Genomic DNA, 19,914 nt, shown 5'->3' with positions numbered 1-19,914 from the left:
TGGCTGCTCTAACAACCAAGGGCCTTAAAAAACCTTAATAAAAAGATTTTTAAAATGTACTCAAAGATAATAAAAAGCTCCATTAGCCTGTCACAAAGTATGACATGCCTGATGGTTTTCTTTTACCTATCCAGTCATGCGGCGCACGCTGTGAGGTTGACGGATCAAAGAGATGGGAATGAGAAAATTAGTATTCATGTAAGTAGAGTGCCTCTGGAAGAGGTTTTTGATGTAATCAAAAAACAGACTGATTTTGTGTTTTCATATCCGAAAGAGCTATTGGAGGATAAAAAAAAATATACGCTTGATTACAATGAGATAATCCTTTCCAGTCTATTAGATCAAATAGCCAGGGAAAGTGGTTTGGAATTTAAGATCATTAATCAAAACATATCCGTAAGAAGAGCACGAAAAAAAGAAGCTGATCTTCCAAAGAACTTAACTAAAAAAGTAGAAAGGCAAATCAAAGGGCGGGTGCTGGATGAACTGGGAGACCCACTTCCCGGCGCGTCGGTACTACTTAGTGGCACCACCAACGGTACATCAACAGATGCAGATGGGAATTTTACCCTTTCGGTGCCTGATAATGCAACTAGTTTGACAGTCAGCTATATAGGTTTCAGGACGCAGGAAGTGCCATTGACCTCAACCACGGAATTAGTTGTCGTTATGCAGAGCGATGCGAGCCAATTGGGTGAAATAGTAGTCGTTGGATATGGTATACAGAAAAGGAGTGATGTATCCGGCTCTGTTGCTAAGGTTGAGATGGATAAGGCATTGGCCATTCCCAACACGAACATTTCTGAAATGATACGAGGACAGGCTCCTGGCGTGCAGGTTACCCTGGGTTCTGCACGACCGGGTGGAACTTCGGATATACTGATACGAGGGCGGAATTCTATTACAGGCGGTAATGCGCCATTGATTGTACTGGATGGCTTCCCCATAGAAGATATCAATGATGTAAACCCTGATGATATTGTTTCCATAGAAGTACTTAAAGATGCTTCTGCCCAGGCCGTTTATGGTGCAAGGGCTTCCAATGGAGTAGTGCTTATTACTACTCAAAGGGCCAGGTCTGGTAAGATGACAGTAGCCTTGAATTCATATGCCACGGTACAGACGCTTTCCAAAAATTTTGATCTGTACAGTGCTGAGGAGTTTGCTCAGCTGAGAAGAGAAGCTGTACGCACTACGAATCCCATAGAAAATGGCGTGCAGGAATATAGTGATGATATTACCAATTTCGGCGGGAGCGATATGGCGCCGGAGTATTTAAATTTTATTGCGGGAGACTATGCCGATTGGGAAGATATAGTGCTGAGAAGAGGTGTCATCAATAATCACACGCTGAGCCTGAACGGTGGTACAGAAAACACGAAAATGTATGCCAGCGTCAATTTATTTGACCAAACCGGGCTCATTCCTTCTTCCGGGTATCGTCGAGGTAGTATAAGGTTGAACATGGAGCAGGTGATAAACGATAGAGCTTACCTGGAAGCTAATATGAATTTTAGTACGGATGAGCAGCGAAGAGAATCGTCAAGCCTGGATTTTATCACTATTTCCCCTTTTACAGGGCCCAATGATCAAGATGGGAATATGATAAGGAACCTGGCAGGCGCTAATGCCAGTAGCAGTTCCATAAATCCTTTGTGGAATATCCGGGAATCGGATAACAAGGTGAAAACCAATTTGTACAATATTAACCTGGTCACCAATTACGAATTATCAAAAAACTTTTCTTATAAACTGAATACATTATTGAGCAGGCGAATGGTAGATGGTGGTCGCTATTTTACCAGCGCACACACCCAGGGCGAGGCTACCAATGGGTCTGCCAGGGTCAGTAACATCCTAAGAGAAGAATACCTGGTCGAGAACATCTTGAATTATCATGGACAGCTACAGGATATACATAAGATAGACGTGACTCTCGTACAATCCATCAACCAGAGAAACACCTCTGAAACGATTTCTAACGGAACGGGTTTTGGAAATGATGTGCTGGGTTTTGATGGGATAACGGGCGCTCTCAACTTTAATACAGAAAGAGTAAACGAACGATACAGGTTGGTTTCATTTCTCGGAAGGGTCAGGTATAACCTGTTGGATAAGTATTTGCTTACAGTAACCGCACGAAAAGACGGGGCCTCTGTTTTTGCTGAAAACAACAAATGGGGCTTTTTTCCAGCTGTTTCACTAGCGTGGCAACTGCATAGAGAATCTTTTTTAGGAGGGCTAAAGGCCATTGATCAATTGAAGATCAGGGCAAGCTACGGTTCAGTGGGCAATCAATCGCTTGATCCTTATACTACCTTGGGGGTAGTGGGTAATTATCCGTACATATTTGGCGGGGGCCTGGTAGGCGGAAGTTTACCCGGCGGGCAACTGCCTAATCCTAACCTGTCCTGGGAAACTTCTACCACATTAAACCTGGGGTTGGACTTTGGGGTGTTTGATAACAGGGTTTCCGGGTCAGTCGAATATTACAGAACAGAAACAACCGATCTGCTTACCGATATTTCGCTGGGAGGAACATCAGGTTTTAGTTCGACCATTACCAATGGTGGAGAAAGTAGGAACAGTGGTGTGGAGTTATTATTCTCCGGAGATGTCTTAAAAAGTAAGGATTTCAGCTGGAACATTACCACGGTATTCACTAAGAACAAAAACGAGATCATACAAACAGGTATCGTAGATGTAGAGGGTGAGCCTAAAGATGATCTGGGTAAAAGAAGATTTGTCGGGCAACCGATCAACGTTCTTCGCACCTATATATTCGATGGTATTTTCCAAACAGATGAAGAAGCGCTGGCCTCAGCTCAAGGTACATTGGGAGATACGGTGACACCATTCCAAAGTGAAACTACGTTGACGGCCGGTTCCATCCGATTGAAAGATGTTAACGGAGATGGCGTAATTGATGACGATGACAATGTGGTGATCGGTAGAGACCCTGACTGGTTCGCATCTATATCTTCTACTTTGAGGTATAAGAATTTTGAATTATTGGCTGACCTGTACATTGTGGAAGGTGCTACACGGTTCAATCCTTATTTGTCAAGCTTTAACCAGGGAGGGACACTGCAATCAGTAAGAAATGGTATTAAGGTGAACTATTGGACTCCTGAAAACCCCTCTAACACCCATCCACGTCCCAATTTTGGAGGTGCTCCTGCTAATATTAGTTCGCTGGGAGTATCCGATGCCTCTTACGTGAGATTACGTACACTCTCATTATCCTATGATCTGTCGCAGCAGGTACTGACTAAACTGAAAATGAGTGGTGCCAGAGTATACATCACTGCTTCTAATCTATTTACGATCACGGATTACAAATCATATAGTCCGGAGAATAATCCCGGGGATTTTCCTGATACAAAGTCCATGACCCTTGGTGTCAGGCTCAGTCTATAAGATCCTCAAACTAAAAATTTAATAACAATGAAAATATTAATACATCATTTTAAACTGATTTCCCCTCTTTTCCTGGTAGTCGTTTTATTCGCATCCTGTGAAGACTACCTGGAGGAAAAGCCTACATCAGAGTTTACCGCTGATTTTGTATACAATACGGCAGATGGTCTTGAAGCGGGTGTGGTGGCACTCTACAATTTTCAGCGAGAATTTTGGGAGAGAACCAATGTAAATAATGGCTCTAACCCGCTTGTCATAGACGCCAAAGATGACCTGACGATACCTCGTGGAGGAGAAATATCCAGGTATGGCAGAATGCGAAACGGGACTACCGTGGAAAATAGCGGAGTATACGGTGATTATTGGAGAACGTATTACCGGATCATCGATCGGGCCAATGCGATTATTCAGGCTGCAGAAAATATAGCTGATATAGAAGAGGAGAGAAGGGCACAGGTTATAGCAGAAGCTAGGTTTTTCAGAGCTAATTCAGTGTTCGTGTTGTATAAACTATTCAACAATATCTATGTAACGACCGAGTCTACGACACCACAAAATGCCCTGGATATTATCCTTGATAAAACTCCTAAGGCACAGGTCTATGAACTGATCAATGAGGATCTCACTTTTGCAATAGATAACCTTTCATGGGAAACAGAGGAATTTGGAAGGATAACCCAGGCTACGGCAAGACATGTAAAAGCTGAAGTAGCTCTATGGCAACAGGATTGGGTAGAGGCCAAGACACAATCAGAAGCGATCATCAACTCTGAATTTTATAGCCTTATAGATCAGACAGGGTTGGTATTCAAAGGTGATCTGAACCATTCGGAAACACTTTGGGCAATACAATTTAAACGGGAAGTTAACGGAGGCCCCAACAGGATCAATTTTAATCTGATGCCCAATTATGCAGAGAAAATACCAGGCTCAAAATACTCCATAGAGCAGGGTGGTCGTGGTTTTGGGTGGCTCACCCTGAACAATTACCTGAGGGATCTGCTGAACGAAGACCCAAACGATACGCGAATCAAAGGGTCTTATTATATCCAGGATTATATTTACAACGATGCTGCTACTGTCCCGGAAGGTATTGCCTTAGGCACCAAAATTGTTCACCCGGTATGGCAGGAGTTTGCTGAAAAGGCGTCAGATAGAAATTTCTTTTTTATCCGGTTGAATGCAGGCTGCAAGAAATACTTTCCAGATGACGGAATCCCTACGGTGAATAACCAGACGAAGAATATCATGATCTACCGACTGGCGGAAACCTACCTCTATGCTGCTGAGGCCAATATGCGATTGACTAATAACGACCTCGCCATAGCTCAGTTAAACACTGTGAGAAACAGGGCTGGTACGGCATCGGTAGATAGAATTGACCTGGAGTTGATACTGGATGAACAGGCCCGGGAGCTTGCTTTTGAAGGTCGTCGTTGGTATATGCTCAAAAGAACCGGAAGACTCACTGATTACATTGTTGATCATGCTGGTTATGGAATGCCTGGAGATCTTAGCCCGCAAAACTCGACGGACGGAGGGGCCGAAAACACCCCGGAAAAACCATTGCCCTACAGAAATGACGCCAGAAGTGTGATGAAACCACATATGGAGAACTGGGTCATACCATTGGGAGAGATCAATCTTTTAGGTCCTAATTATCCTCAAAATGACGGGTATTGATTCATTTATGTATTGTTTAGATAAATGCCTATATGGACTTGCAGGGATATGTATGATGCTTTTCTTTTGTTTCTGCACACATCAGGGCCAGGAGCAAAAGAAGACATCAACCGGGGTAAAGGTCGTTGCGCATCGTGGGGCATGGAAGTCCCAGGGCCATCCGCAGAACTCTATCGCTTCTCTCAGAGAAGCGATAGCTTCCGGGTATGCAGGTTCTGAGTTTGACGTTAACATGACCGCTGACGACTCACTGGTCGTTACCCATGGGCCGAATTATCATAAAATGCCCATAGAAAAGACGGACTATGGATCACTGGCCAGGATTGAACTTGGAAATGGCGAAAAACTACCTACGCTAAAAGAGTATATTCTTGCAGGTACGACAGAGAATAGTACTACAAAGCTATTTTGTGAAATAAAATCCTCAGAGATCAGTAAGAAACGTACGCTAAACATGACTGAAAAGATCCTGGACCTTATAAAAAAACTTCGGGTTGAGTCCATTATGGTATTTATTAGCTTTGATTATGATGCTCTCAAAAAGGTTATTGCTGTATATCCCAATGCACAAGTGCAATATTTGGGGGGTGATAGATCTCCTGAACGGTTAAGAGTAGATGGTATAACCGGCGTTAACTATCGTTATCAGAGCCTGAGGAAACATCCTGAGCGTATCATAGCTGCAAAAATGCATAACGTATTACTGAATTCCGGTACAGTAAACCACATCCATGACATGGACTGGCTGATTGCTAACCAATTGGATTACATATCAACGGATGAACCCGAATTGCTTTCTAAAAGGATATCAGTATCTTCTGTTACCTCCGGTTGGGAGCTGGTTTGGAGCGATGAGTTTGATCAACCCGGTAAACCAGATAGTACAAAGTGGGGCTATGAAATCGGATTCATACGAAACGTGGAAGATCAGTATTACACCGGTCGTTCTGAAAACGCCAGGGTGGAAGCTGGGCTACTGATCCTTGAAAGCCATAAGGAACGTATTAAAAACGATGCTTATGTTTCTAAAGAGGCAAAAAACTGGCAGAATAACCGGGAATATGCGCATTATACATCATCAAGCCTTACTACCAAAGATCTCGCAGAATGGACATATGGTAAAATTGAAGTGAGAGCAAAATTGCCTAAGGGTGTGGGGTTATGGCCGGCTGTTTGGATGCTAGGTGAAAACTGGGGACGGGTGGGATGGCCTGAATGTGGAGAAATCGATATTATGGAGCATGTGGGCTTCAAAAAAGACTCCATTTTTGGCACGGTTCATACCACAGCTTTTAACCACATGAAGGGTACCCAGGTAGGTAAAACCATTTTCATAGAAAAGCCCTATGATGATTTCCATACCTATGCCATTGATTGGTCGGAGGATAGGATAGATTTTTTACTGGATGATATGGTCTATCATCATTTTGAAAACAGGCATGAAACAGAAGCTGAATGGCCATTTAATCAACCCTTTCACCTGAAACTTAACATAGCTGTTGGAGGGATGCTCGGAGGTCGGGAAGGAGTGGACGATACCATTTTTCCTCAGCGCATGGCCGTTGATTATGTGAGGGTATACCAGAGAAAATGAAATTAATGAACCAACTGAAATTTGCAACCGGAGCAGGCATTACTAAAGGGTGTATTATTTGGCTATTGTTTTTTATTCACTTAATCTCTTGCGGACCAAAAATGAACAGCGTTTCCTTTTCGGACAATGTAGTAATTGCCCATCGGGGTGCCTGGAAATCAGGAGGTCTGCCGGAAAACTCTATCGCAGCGCTTCGTAAAGCCATTGCACTCCAATGTACCGGGTCAGAATTCGATGTTAGAATGACGGCAGATGATTCATTGATCGTTACCCATGATCCAAACTATGAAGGCATGACCATTGAAAAGGTAGCCTATGATGAATTGGTGGCCTTTCCACTTTCCAATGGAGAGGCCCTACCCACTTTACGGAGTTATATTATGGCAGGGATGAAGCAAAACGTAACTACCCGATTGATATGCGAAATAAAGCCTTCCGCTACAAAAGGTCGCGGGCAGGCGATGGCCGTTAAAGTACTTGAGCTGGTAGAAGCACTAAATGCAACACATATGATGGCCTATATCAGCTTTGACTATAACATTTTAAAGAAAATTGAGGCCATTAATTCTAATGCACATACCCAATACTTAAAAGGTGACAGGTCTCCTTCAGAACTAAAGATTGACGGTATCAATGGGGCTGATTACCCTTTTCCTATTTATAAAAAACATCCTGACTGGATTGAAATGGCCAGGGAAAACAATATTTCTCTTAATGTCTGGACGGTAAATGATAGCAGTGATATTAATTGGTGCTTGGAGAAAGGTTTTGATTATATAACTACCAATGAACCTGAACTGGTTTTGAAACAGTACATCAGCAAAGTGCAAAAGGGCATATTGATTCCGTAACTCACATATATAAAACCACTGAAGCTGGTTGTATAAGGTGCTGCTAACCAGGGTTAATAAATGTTTATTGAACAAACTAATCAAATCACTGCCTTTGTGAGGTTTTAGAATGGGTTTAGCGCTAAAAACTATAGAGACCTCTTTGAACAAGAGAAATGCAGCACATTTTTCATGTAATTGTTGGCAGAAAGACTGCCCATTATATGCTTTAAATTTTTATCTTCATTGCCCGGGAGATCACCACTGTGGCAGTATCCCTATCGCATAACTTAAATCGACTTGGTTCATGTCCAACAATTGGCAAATGAATTCACTTGGCTCTACGTCGAAGTTCGTCATGATGAGCTTCGTGACGGATAGGAGGTCCGTGCAGTAGTTTCCTATTTGTAATATGGGATGACATATATACTTATTGAATGAAAGAACAATATCATATACTGAACGGAGACGCACTAAAAGATCAGTTTCCAAAGGCGATCCAGGGAGAGATCATTGTTACTCGCGAATGTCTTGTAGAGGGCAGTGTTAAAGGGGATAATTTGAATGAATTATACACCACAAGAGCTAAATTTCTGAACGAGAGTTATGGAGAATGTTCTGAACAGGATTACCATAGGAAGGTTGTAACTGAATTTCAAAAAGTCCTGAATATACCGCAGGGAGCTGAGGTCAACCTTTGGTTTGAAGATGACTTATTTTGTCAGGTGAACTTTTGGTTTATGGTACATCTTATACGTCTGTTTGAAAAGCACAATTCAATATTCTTAGTAAGACCTGAAAAGCATGGCCCATATGGATTTGCTGGCCTGACCGAGTCAATGTTAATTTCAATTTATGAGAACCGGATTTTGCTGACAGAGCTCGATCAACTGGCTGATCTTTGGAAGTTCTATCAACACAACGATACCAAAAAACTATTGGAAATAGCAGAAGAGCTTGAAAGTAAGTATCCTTTTATACTTGCCGCTGTTCGGGCACATATGGAGCGAATTCCAACGGAAGGAAGTTTAGGAAGGCCAGGTCAGTCTCTTATTCAAATAATGAAAGACCTTGAAACCGAAGAATTTGGACCGGTGTTCAGGGAATTCAGTAAGCGAGAAGCCATTTACGGTTTTGGTGATTTACAGGTGAAGAGACTATTTGACGAAGTGAAAAACAACCGTTGATACTCTATAATTGAGATAGTTAAAGAGTTACCTTACAAGGTTAATATTAAGCCGGGAGTAAATAAGATGGATAAAAAAATAGGTAATTGGCCTTTATTAACACAAACGATCATAGTTACAAATACCTCAGAGAATATTATGAATAGTTTCTTACCTACTTATGCTTGTACTTTTTTAACTGATTTTACGTGCTCAGAAGTTGTAATTGATATTGGATAACTGTTTTTCAAAAAAGAAATCTCACCCAAAAAACTCTACTTAAGATAAAAACATACAAAAGTGCTTTTTTGTAAAATTTCTCTCTCAAATAAATAATTGTTTAGATTTTGTTTTAAATCTTAGCTATTTGTGCAGCTTATCAGGTAACCATGCTCTAAGTGTAATTTGAATAAGATCATGGACTTAACATGTCCTTTAAAATCAAAACAAATTGCGGGCTCTAACTACTTGCAAAGATGAAAAATTGTAATAAATGACTTTATTTTCTAAATAATTAAATGTGCAGTTTTCATAGTTGTATATTCATTACCCTCCTGATATGATTAGATGGTGTCTCTAGTTTGACTTCCCTCTATTTTATCTGCAATTTACTGCTTAGTTATTCGTGATTTCAGGATGAGTGATGTTGTCATAGTGGACGGTTGAAGTGCCGGATAATATTCATTTTCTCAATATTATTTTGCATAAATAGTGTATTGGAACCTTAACTCACCTTTAAACCGTCCTGACGATAAACATCAATGAATCCCCCATCTTATCCCTTAAGTCAAAAAAGAAATCCTGTTTTTTCGAAAAAAGATTTTCTAATCGTTATGCTCCCTTTCATGGTTGCATTTATCCTTAGTTTCGACACCTATGGGCAGTGTAGCTCGTATGCCTTGGAAGTGCAAGGTGGGGCAGGGTGTCTGGGGAATACGGCGAATATGACAGCATATGATCATTCCGGATATGCTTCGTTCTTCAAATGGTACAAAAAGTATCCGGCCGGAAACTGGGGATATCTCGGCCAAAGTCCCTCAGAATCAGGGGCGGGGTACTATTCTACTACCCTCACATCAACCACTACTTTTGGCGTGAGCTTTTATAACAGTAGCGGTGGGTGTGAATCGGGGAAAAAAGAAATAACGATAAGTCCATCCAGCACACTGACCGCTTCGGCAAGAGGTTATTCATGCACCTATGGGAATGCTACTATTAGAGCAACTAGCCCGTCAAGCATCTCCAGGTACTATTTGTATATAAAACAAGGGAATACTTACAATCAAATAGGCAGTAATACGACGGGTGAATTTGAACTAACTAATTTTTACGAAAGTACACCGACGACTTATCCTGAGCCATCGGAATATTATGTAAGAGGAAAAAACAGTTCGGGATGCTATAGTCACTATTCAAATGTTCCTATACATATTTTGAGACCGCATGCCCCTATCGTTTCCGGTACTACAAATATATGTTCTGGCTCAAGTACAACATTGACGGCAAGTGGAGGAAGCAACGGGAATTATCGGTGGTATAAAGGAACCCAATTGATTTCAGGAGCGACAGGTAACCAATATAATACTGATGCACTTGTTGTGAGTACAGATTACTACGTAACATACCGGGTTCAAGCTTATTTTTCGGGAGACGACGAAATATGGTGTGAAAGTCCCAAAAAACGGGTACCGGTGACTATCCAGTCGTCCACTCCGCCAACTCCCCTCAATAAAACCGTGTGTGGATCTGCCAATGTTACCCTTTCTACCAATAATAGTACCGAGTTTTCCCAATACCAATGGTATGATCAAAATAATAACCTTTTAGACGCTACCAGCCTTAATTCTTTTTCTACCAGTAGTGCAAACCTGACTTCTTATAAAGTCAAGGTTCAGAATAGTTATGGATGTTGGAGCGGCTATTCCGTTAGCGCTAATATTACCAAAAAGTTACAACATTTACCCATATTATCTCAAGGAAATGCATGTGGCGGTCCTTGGTCTACCGTAAATATTAATGTGTCTTATCCTTATAGCACAGACGGTGATTACTACATGGAATGGTATACTACAGCAACTGGTCAAACTGCGGAGCACGTTTTATTAATCACTCAAAATGATTTCTGGGGTTCGTACACAACTCCTCCCCTGGAGCAAGATAAAGAGTATTGGGTAGCGATTCGTGATCCTTCTGCCGGTTACAATTGTCGTACTGACAGGGTCAGTATAGTGGCACAAATAGGTAGTAAACCTACTGTGTCTGCCACCGGTTATAGCTGTGAAAACGGGACAGCTCATATCACTACACAAAGCTCCGGTGATGTTGCGACTTATACGCTTTATGAGGGTAACGGAGATGATTTCAGGAGTATCGCCATTAACAGTCATGGTGACTTTACGGTAACCGATTTTTATCAAAATGATGGGAATGATCACCCTGAGCCTTCTATTTATTATGTTCAAGGTGAAGCGGGGTCAGGTTGTTACACTGACTATTCCAATGTAAGGCTTCATGTTTTAAGAGGTATTTCCACTATCACAGGAAATACGGAAGTTTGCGCTGGCAGTAGCACAACCTTGACTGCAAGTGGAGGAGGAGCAGATGGTACTTACCAATGGTATATGGGAAGTGAACCCATACCAGGGGCCACTAACGCACAATTTACTACAGGGCTGATTGAGAAAGACATGGACTATTACGTGTCTTTTGAACAACAAGTCCTGGTGGGCAATAATATATTCTGCGAAAGCCCGAAACGAAAAGTCAGTATAAGCTCGTTGATCTCTACCCCTCCGGAAGTGACCGGCTTGGTCAATCGCTGTGGAGTGGGAACGGTTGCACTAGATGCTCAAGGGGAATACGCAAGTGTACAATGGTACAATTCAGCAGGAGACCCCATTTCCGGAGCCACCAATTCCAATTTAAGTATTACAATAAACGAATTAGATGTACTAGGCCTTTACAAAGTGAAGGGGACCTATTCCAATGGCTGCGTGAGTGATTTTTCGGAAGTAATGGTCACCGCCGTTTCTAACTGTGAGAATTTTGTTCATGAAGAGTTGGTCCGTATACCCGGCATAACAGAGGTATCCCTGGTAGGTGGTCTTCCTGTAGATAAGAAAAGTGATACATGGACTTACCTGGATGACCTGGGAAGACCCCTGCAAAAGGTTTTACAACAATCTTCCCCAAGTAAAAAGGATATAGTAGAGCCTATCACATATGATGCCCTGGGCAGACAAAAAATAGAGTACCTGTCCTATTCAGCTACAGCAACTACTGCGACCCCAGGTTATCTACATACCGGGGCCTTAACAAAACAAGCAGGCTTCTATCAAAATGCAGATAAAGTGGCCCAAGACACTAAGCCCTGGGCTGAAAAGATTTTCGAACCATCGCCATTAAACCGGGTTTTGCAGCAAGGCGCTGCTGGTACGGCATGGCAGCCGCATCCTAATGCGGCTGTTACGACAGATAAAGTGATCCATTACAGTTATGAGGTAAACAGTGGAAATGACCGGGTTTTGCTTTGGACTATTGACCCGGCTGATCAATTGAAAGCAACAGGCTATTATCCCACCGGTCAGTTAACTAAAACCGTCACCACTGACGAAGAAGGTAGAGCAGTAATTGAATTTACAGATAAAAAGGAAAATGTGATTTTGAAAAGGGTGCAGGCAGTGGTCAGCCCTTCTTCAGGTGTGTATGTATTAGGTCAATGGGCCGATACTTACTACGTTTTCGATGATCTGGGTAATTTACGCTATGTTTTCCCTCCGGAGGCGGTGCTTGAGATAGGTGCCCCGGTAACTTTTCCTTACACACCTGGTACAGGTCTCATGGACCGATGGGCCTTTTTGTATACTTATGATGGGCGACGGCGGATGGTAGAAAAGCAGGTCCCGGGGGCCAAACCGGTATACATGGTATATGACAACAGGGACCGGCTTGTACTCACCCAGGATGGTAATCAACGCAATAATGATCAATGGCTGTTTACCAAATACGACGTATTGAACAGGCCGGTAGCTACAGGAATATACGCGGATGCGGTACACACCACCCGGCAAACCATGAGAGATTGGGTCAACCAGTATTACAACAACCTGACTACAGGGCGGGCATGGTTTGAAAGCCGCGGATCGGTGGTGCATGGCTATGACAACAAAAGTTTCCCACAGCTTACGGATGTTAATGCGTATTTAGTGATAACTTACTATGATGATTATACATTTCCACATGCCAATTCCTATAGTTTTTTGCCATCTCTTGACCATACTTCGGCTTTTATAACAGTCAAAGGTCAGGTTACCGGTATCAAGACCAAAGTGCTGGGAACAGGCAATGAGTGGATGGAACAGGTAACTTACTATGATGACCGTTACCGGGTGATCCAATCACAAAATGAAAACCTGTTGAACACAACGGATATCGTGACCAACCGTTATGATTTCGTCGGGAATATAGTAGCGACTGAAACCAGGCATAATAACCACTCCATCATCAGGACCTTTGACTATGATCATACAGGCCGCCTGGTAGATACCTGGCATGAATTGAAGAAGAATGGAATTAGCCAGGGACGCGTGCTATTGGCACGCAATGTATACAACGAGTTAGGAGAGTTGGTAGAAATGAACCTTCACTCGGAAGATGAAATTGCCTTCCGGCAATCCGTAGATTATCGCTACAACATTCGTGGTTGGCTGACAAGCATAAACAACAGCCAATTGACCATTGACGCTGCTATTAATGATGACACCGATGACCATTGGGGCATGGAGTTAGGGTATAACAACAGCCTGAGCGGCGTTGTGTCAACACCTGCTTACAACGGTAATATCAGCGCCATCAAGTGGAGTAACGAACCCGGAGCAGGTCAAAGAGCTTACTCCTATACGTACGACCCGCTCAATCGCCTGGAAAAAGCGGACCACCTGGTGGTAGGAAGTGCGAATAATTCAGACTACGACGTTAATATTGGTACCCCCACAATAAAGGGGTATGACTTAAATGGCAACATAAAGTATCTCACCCGCAACGACGGAAATGGAACCATGGACGAGTTGACGTACACCTATAGTGGTAATATATTGCAGCGTGTAGAAGATGCGATCGGAGGAGCCAAAGGGTTTGTTAATGGTCATACAGGCACTGACGCTAATGGAGATTATCGCTATGATGATAACGGAAATATGACCCGGGACCAAAACAAAGATATCACCGGCATTGACTATAACCACCTGAACCTGCCCAAGACGGTTACCAAGGCCGACGGCAGCTACCTGAGCTACCTTTACGATGCTTCGGGAGTTAAGCTGGTACAGGAGGTGTATGATACGGTAGGTACACGCATCAAAAGGACGGATTATATGGGTGAATTCATCTACGAAAATAATGAGCTTCAGCTGATACAGCATGAAGAAGGGCGCATTGTACCCGATGCTACGACCGGAAATTTTGATTATCAATACCACCTGAAAGATCACCTGGGTAACGTACGGCTTACCTTTACTACCCGCCCAAAAGAGATCATTTTTGAACTAAACTATGAAAATGATCCTGATAACGTAGATGACATAGCTATTTTTGAGGATGTTTCGGTGTTAAGCATGGAAGAGTTTAACCATACGGAAGGCACCTATGCTAACAGTACCCCCTATTCCAATGCCCAGGTACTGAAAAGTTCTCCCAATCATCAGATCGGTAGTGCTATTGCCCTGCCTGTAGGAAAAGGAGATAAGATCAATTGTGAGGTTTTTGCCAAATATGTAAATGCTACTGCTGATCCTGGTGTTCCGGTCATAGGCCTGGCGGCCGCCCTGGTCAATGCTTTTACCGGCAGCGCTAAAGGTCTCACAGATAATGGAGTGGGTACTATTAACGGTAACTTCAGTAGTGGGCCTCTCATCGGCTCCACTGGGTTTCCTTACAATAATTCTGCTGCCCCCAAAGCTTTTCTGAACCTGATCTTCTTACCGGATGCAGAGGAGATCGACCTGGTGAAAGATGTAACCTTTGCGTATGATCAGATCGCACATGATGCTGATGAAACTGTAGTAGGGGACGCGGTAAAAGACCCTTTTGATCTCTTGCAGATCACGGATTTTGAGGCTCCCGGTAATGGGTATGTATTGATCTACGTCAGCAATGAAGGGTCTTTGAGTAATGTGTTTTTTGATGACCTGGAGATACGGGTAAATGAGACTGTGGTGATCCAGAGGGATGATTATTATCCGTTTGGGTTGAGTTTTGATGATGGTTATAGGCGTGTCACAAGTTTGAAAAATGACTTTACCTTTAATGGAAAAGAGCTTCAGGATGAACTGGATTTAGGTTGGATGGATTATGGGGCAAGGATGTACTTTCCGGAAATTGGGAGATTCCCGGTTCAGGATAGGTTTAGCGAAAAATATTTAGACTTAACCCCTTATCAATATGTCGTAAACAATCCAGTAAAGTACATTGATATAAATGGTGATAGTGTCTGGATATTTACGAATCAAATAGTTCGTGCTGGGATACCTATTGCGAGGCATGCTTTTTTAAGGGTTAAAACAGATAAAGTTGATAAAATTATGGAACTAGGAGGGCCTGAGAATACGAGGACAGGGATTCCAAGTATAGCTAATTATTCAAAAAATAATTTAGATGGAAGATCAGGAGTAGAAGAAGGTATTATTATACGACCTGAAAACAGCCCAGAAGGGGATTTTAGTTTTGAAAATTCGATTTTGGAATACTTTGACTTTTTTCAGCAGAGAGTGATTGATGAAGATGATAATACGGATTATCCAAACTTGCCAGACTATGATGCTTTAGGGCCTAATTCAAATGGATTTGCAAAATCGTTGATAGAACTATCAGGAGGAGAGGCTGAATTGCCTTGGAGTGCTATAGGGCAAGATGATAAGTCTGAATATAAAAGTGTCGTGAGAAAGCAAAAGCTTGAAGAAGTAGAAAACAAAATGAAAAGACTTGATAACTTGATTAAGGACGTTCAAAAAAAGGTAAATACATTGAAGGAGCAATAAGACTTAGCCAACATGAAATATTTAATAGCTGACAGAACTAATCTCTATTTTACAATAGTATTTGTAATTATAAATGCTGTGATGTTTGGTGTTAGCCATAGCTTAAGACACATTTGGGTCAGTTTTGATATGCTGTTTTACATTTATTTAAGGGAAATTCTAGGTTTTCAGAATTCATTTTTAGTTCAAATGTTTTTTTTGATTTTACTTGGAGTCATTGTGTTTTTTTTGCTCTTGTCAGTTAAACATAAGATTATTAGATGGCTTCTGTTTTTATTATTACTATTTATATCTGTCCCAATATTAGATTTAAGAGGCCTATGATAAAATAAGTGTCCTTTGAGAATTCCAGCTTAACTCGGTAAAAAGCTGGTTATATTGAAAATAAAACCGGATTTAACGATTGTATTTACAAGAGATTTGTTTGATTCATTATGAATAATATGATTGAATATATCAATACTGATGGTTACATACAGAAGTGCATATCAATGCTGTTAAATTTTGTGTGAAATAAACTACTACCAAATCATGAAAACCTCCAAATCACCTCTTTTTTTGATCTTAATATTTCTACTGGCCCATTCCAATCTAAAAAGCCAAAACGACTATGATATCCCTGCGGCCCCTTCACCCAAACTGGCCGAGTTGAGTAAATATTCAGACTTTGAGCTGGTGGATCAAAATGGTGTGGTTCCGGTAAAGATACCTTTGTTTGACGTTACTGCCGGAGGATATACCTTGCCAACGTCCTTATACTACCATACAGGTGGGATAAAAGTGAACCAGGACGCTACATGGGCCGGGCTGGGCTGGAGCCTGGCTATGGGAGGCAGCATTACCCGGTCCGTTCGGGGTGTTCCGGATGATGTCAAGCTTGAGTATACCGTGGCATTCAATGAAACCGGGGTTTTTGGTAGCACACATATTACAGAATGGGGATGGCTGAAGGACCCTGGGCGTATCAGTAACTTTCCTGAGATCACTAATGCGGATTTTAAGGAGGCCACAGACCAGCCATGGGGTTTGTCCCCTGAGAAAAATGCAGCCATTGCTTTGAGAACACTCAAAGGCGACCGTCCGCATTTTTTGTTTGATTCCTATACTCCTTATGCCAACAACTATCCGAAGAGAATTTACGATACTGAACCGGATATTTTTTATTTGAACGTAGGTGAAATGAATATCAAGTTCATTTTGGGGGCTGACGGAGAACCCAGACTGCTGAATAGCCCCGAATACTATGACATAACGCTGGTTAAAGGCGGAGCGAATAGTATGAACATATTGCAATTTGTCGTGACCGATCAGGGTGGGAATAAGTATTACTTCGGGTATGATGACAAGAGGGAAACCACCACGGTATCCACAGATTTTTATTCCACTTCATCATGGGTGATCGGACCGGTCCATTTTCCACCGGTGCAAGTTACAAGGACACAGGCGCCTATCAGTAAGACATTTACCACCGGCTGGTTTTTGACTAAGATAAAGACTGTGAAAGGACGGGAAATAACGTTTGAGTATTTTTCCCCGGAAGCGCCTTTGGAAACGGACTACGAAGTAGGACAATTCCGAACAAAACAACTCTCCGCAAATTTACCTCATGTCAGTGTTAACGGTAGCCAGTGGGACAAAACGAAGAGCATACAACATGCCATTATGACCCATTACCTCAAGAAGGTCACTTTCCCGTCAGGCCATGTTACCTTAGGGCTGCTTCCAAGAACAGATCTTAACGGCGCTTACCGTATCTATAACATCAAGCGGACCAATAATAGTGGGGATAAAATAAATAATATTGTATTCAAAACATCTTACCGGGAGGGGCGGCTATTCCTTGATCTGCTCCAGGACAATGATAAAAGATACCAGTTCAAGTATAACAATACCCCGCTGCCTGCAAAAAATTCGGTTCAACAGGATCTTTGGGGCTATGCTTGTACCAAATCGAATAATTTGATACCTAAGATCTATGTCTATCCTACAGATGTTACGAATTATTACCGGCTTCACCGCTTGCCTGCAGGAACCTTTTCAGGGCAGGAATACACTTTGACGGGAAGTGACAGAACGGTTGACATCACCTCATTAAAAGCCAGAGCATTAGAGGAAATAACCTATCCTACAGGAGGGAAAATGACGTTGACTTATGAACCCAATGAGTATTATGATTTGAGATCAGGACAGGATATTACAGGAGGAGGCTTAAGAATTGGGAAACTGAGTAAAAAAAGCAGTGAGGGAGATGTTTTGTTGGAGAGGACCTATGTGTATAATAACGAGAATAATACCTCATCCGGAGTGTCTGTAAGTAGCCTTTCATTTGCCACTCCTACCAGCTACTCATGGATATCGGATGTCTCAGTACGCTACGCTCATTTTGCCACTGCTTTAACGGAGTTTGAGAAGTGGGACCACTTTACCTTACGTTCTTCCAATAGCTACTTTCCGCTTTCCAATCTTGAGGGTAGCCAGATCGGTTATACGAGGATTGAGGTAATAGAAACAGGCAATGGTAAAACTGTCCGGCATTACAATAAACCAAAGAACCATAAAGATCATGCTACGGCTGTCAATACTTCACCTATGATTGGTTTTAAACCGTTCATTAATGTTACCGCTGATCCCATTTATGAAATTGACAATTCCGGCACTAGAAATGATCTGTATTTGGACCAAAATGATAGCTGTTCCGGACCTACTATTACAGTACATGGAAAATTCAACGTGTATGGACAGGATTATGGAGATTACCATCCGGCCGGATTTTCTTCCTTCAATTATTTCACGAGTATGAGTTTTTACGCACCTGAAAGCTATAATGGAGTAGTAAGATGTGCAACTTCTCGGGTAGGAGGTATATCCACTCCCATTGCTTCCAGCGGTCCGACTGTCTACGCGCTTCAAAGAAACCCAGGGTCATTTTCAACTGCTCAATATGACGATATAGCATGGGGTAAAGTGCAGCAGTCAGGAAATGACATTTTTCCGTTTGTTCCGTTAAGCGACGATACTGAATTGGAATATGGCAAACTGATAAAAGAAGAATATTTCATAGAAGGTAGCATCACTCCAACAAGGGTGATTACCTATGACTATGAAGTAAGACATTGGAAAAATACAGTTGAGCGCATCAGAGGACTGGTAGCAAGTGACCATCATGTCTATTCCAAATTGTTAATGAAACAATTGGTAGAAGCAGGAGGCGCAGGTAGTAATTATCCGCTGCGCAACTTCCTAAGTATGGTATACGGACTGTATTCTATGCCTAAAGCATGGGGAGAGTACGAGTATTTAGTGAATGCCTATGCCTTTCCGAAAATAGAAATAGCGACAGACAATTTGTCTAATAGCATTACTACACAAGCCACTTTTGATTACAACTCAGATTTTCTTTTAAGGAAGGAGACAAATACCACCAGTGAATCGAATAAGTTGCTGGTCAATCATTACTTGTACCCTAATGACTTTACCAATACAAGTGGTTTCATCGGTGATTTGAAAAATGCAAATAACCATGCTGCCCTTATCGAACAAGTCACCTATCAAACGGATGCGAATGGAAGTAACATTTATATTCATTCGGGAAGGGTGTATCAATATAAAACCGGACCGCAGGGGCTGGTAGATAATATATACATTCTGGAAAACGATGTGCCCATACCACTGGGAAGTTTTAAATTCTCAAATCAGCTTGTTGGAGCTATGCCACCGGATAATGTGGGCCTGGCTTTTGACTATGATGATACGCACTATCAAAAAGATATAACCTTTGTGGACTATGATATTGTTGGAAATCCATTAAAGATAATTGGCCCGGATGGAATACCCATTCAGTTTGAATGGAGTGAAGATTATGATCGTGAGTACCTCACCGCGAAGATCATCAATCCCGGGGCAGGCGAAGAAAGAACTGCCTACAGTTATAAGCCTTTGGTGGGAATGACCTCTATGACAGACCCTAATCAGGTGCTGACAACTTACGAGTATGATATTTTCGGACGCTTGAAGTTGATCAAAGATCTGGAAGGGAATATTGTCGAAAAGTACTCTTACCAGTATAAGGTGGAGCAATGATCCAGTTGAGGTGGCATAATTCAATGGTCTATAGATAAAATGACCAGGTATTTTATTTTCTTTTATTAAAAACTATTTATTGTATTTCAGGGGTTGCGCAATCAAAA

The 19,914-nt window shown here is 42.0% G+C and carries 7 protein-coding genes; all 7 read left to right on the top strand.

The window, feature by feature from the left end; genetic code table 11:
- Window positions 1-54 precede the first annotated feature (54 nt).
- The 7 genes from FNH22_RS06100 (at window position 55) to FNH22_RS06070 (ending at window position 19,807) form a co-directional block, all read left to right on the top strand.
- Window positions 55-3,420 carry a TonB-dependent receptor gene (locus FNH22_RS06100; protein WP_221420223.1) on the top strand — a complete coding sequence of 1,122 codons (3,366 nt, stop codon included), beginning with the start codon at window positions 55-57 and terminating at the stop codon, window positions 3,418-3,420.
- A gap of 27 nt (window positions 3,421-3,447) precedes the next feature.
- Window positions 3,448-5,103, top strand: coding sequence for a RagB/SusD family nutrient uptake outer membrane protein (locus FNH22_RS06095; protein WP_143397453.1), 1,656 nt, complete (start codon window positions 3,448-3,450; stop codon window positions 5,101-5,103).
- Between the two features lie 52 nt (window positions 5,104-5,155).
- Window positions 5,156-6,697, top strand: coding sequence for a family 16 glycosylhydrolase (locus FNH22_RS32615; protein WP_255517998.1), 1,542 nt, complete (start codon window positions 5,156-5,158; stop codon window positions 6,695-6,697).
- The gene (locus tag FNH22_RS06085; RefSeq protein WP_221420222.1) at window positions 6,694-7,548 is read left to right on the top strand and encodes a glycerophosphodiester phosphodiesterase family protein; all 855 of its coding nucleotides are present in this window, start codon (window positions 6,694-6,696) and stop codon (window positions 7,546-7,548) included. Before FNH22_RS32615 ends, FNH22_RS06085 begins: the two co-directional genes overlap by 4 nt.
- A 416-nt stretch (window positions 7,549-7,964) precedes the next feature.
- Window positions 7,965-8,714 carry a DUF1835 domain-containing protein gene (locus FNH22_RS06080; protein WP_143397452.1) on the top strand — a complete coding sequence of 250 codons (750 nt, stop codon included), beginning with the start codon at window positions 7,965-7,967 and terminating at the stop codon, window positions 8,712-8,714.
- Window positions 8,715-9,454: 740 nt separating this feature from the next.
- Window positions 9,455-15,727: a DUF6443 domain-containing protein gene (locus FNH22_RS32355; protein WP_221420221.1), complete on the top strand. Its 6,273-nt coding sequence runs from the start codon at window positions 9,455-9,457 to the stop codon at window positions 15,725-15,727.
- Between the two features lie 531 nt (window positions 15,728-16,258).
- Window positions 16,259-19,807: a hypothetical protein gene (locus FNH22_RS06070; protein ID WP_143397451.1), complete on the top strand. Its 3,549-nt coding sequence runs from the start codon at window positions 16,259-16,261 to the stop codon at window positions 19,805-19,807.
- Window positions 19,808-19,914: the final 107 nt, after the last annotated feature.

The organism is Fulvivirga sp. M361, assembly GCF_007097395.1.
Lineage (GTDB): Bacteria > Bacteroidota > Bacteroidia > Cytophagales > Cyclobacteriaceae > Fulvivirga.
The sequence above is the reverse complement of the archived record's forward strand: the minus strand, read 5'-3'. Positions and strand labels throughout refer to the sequence as shown.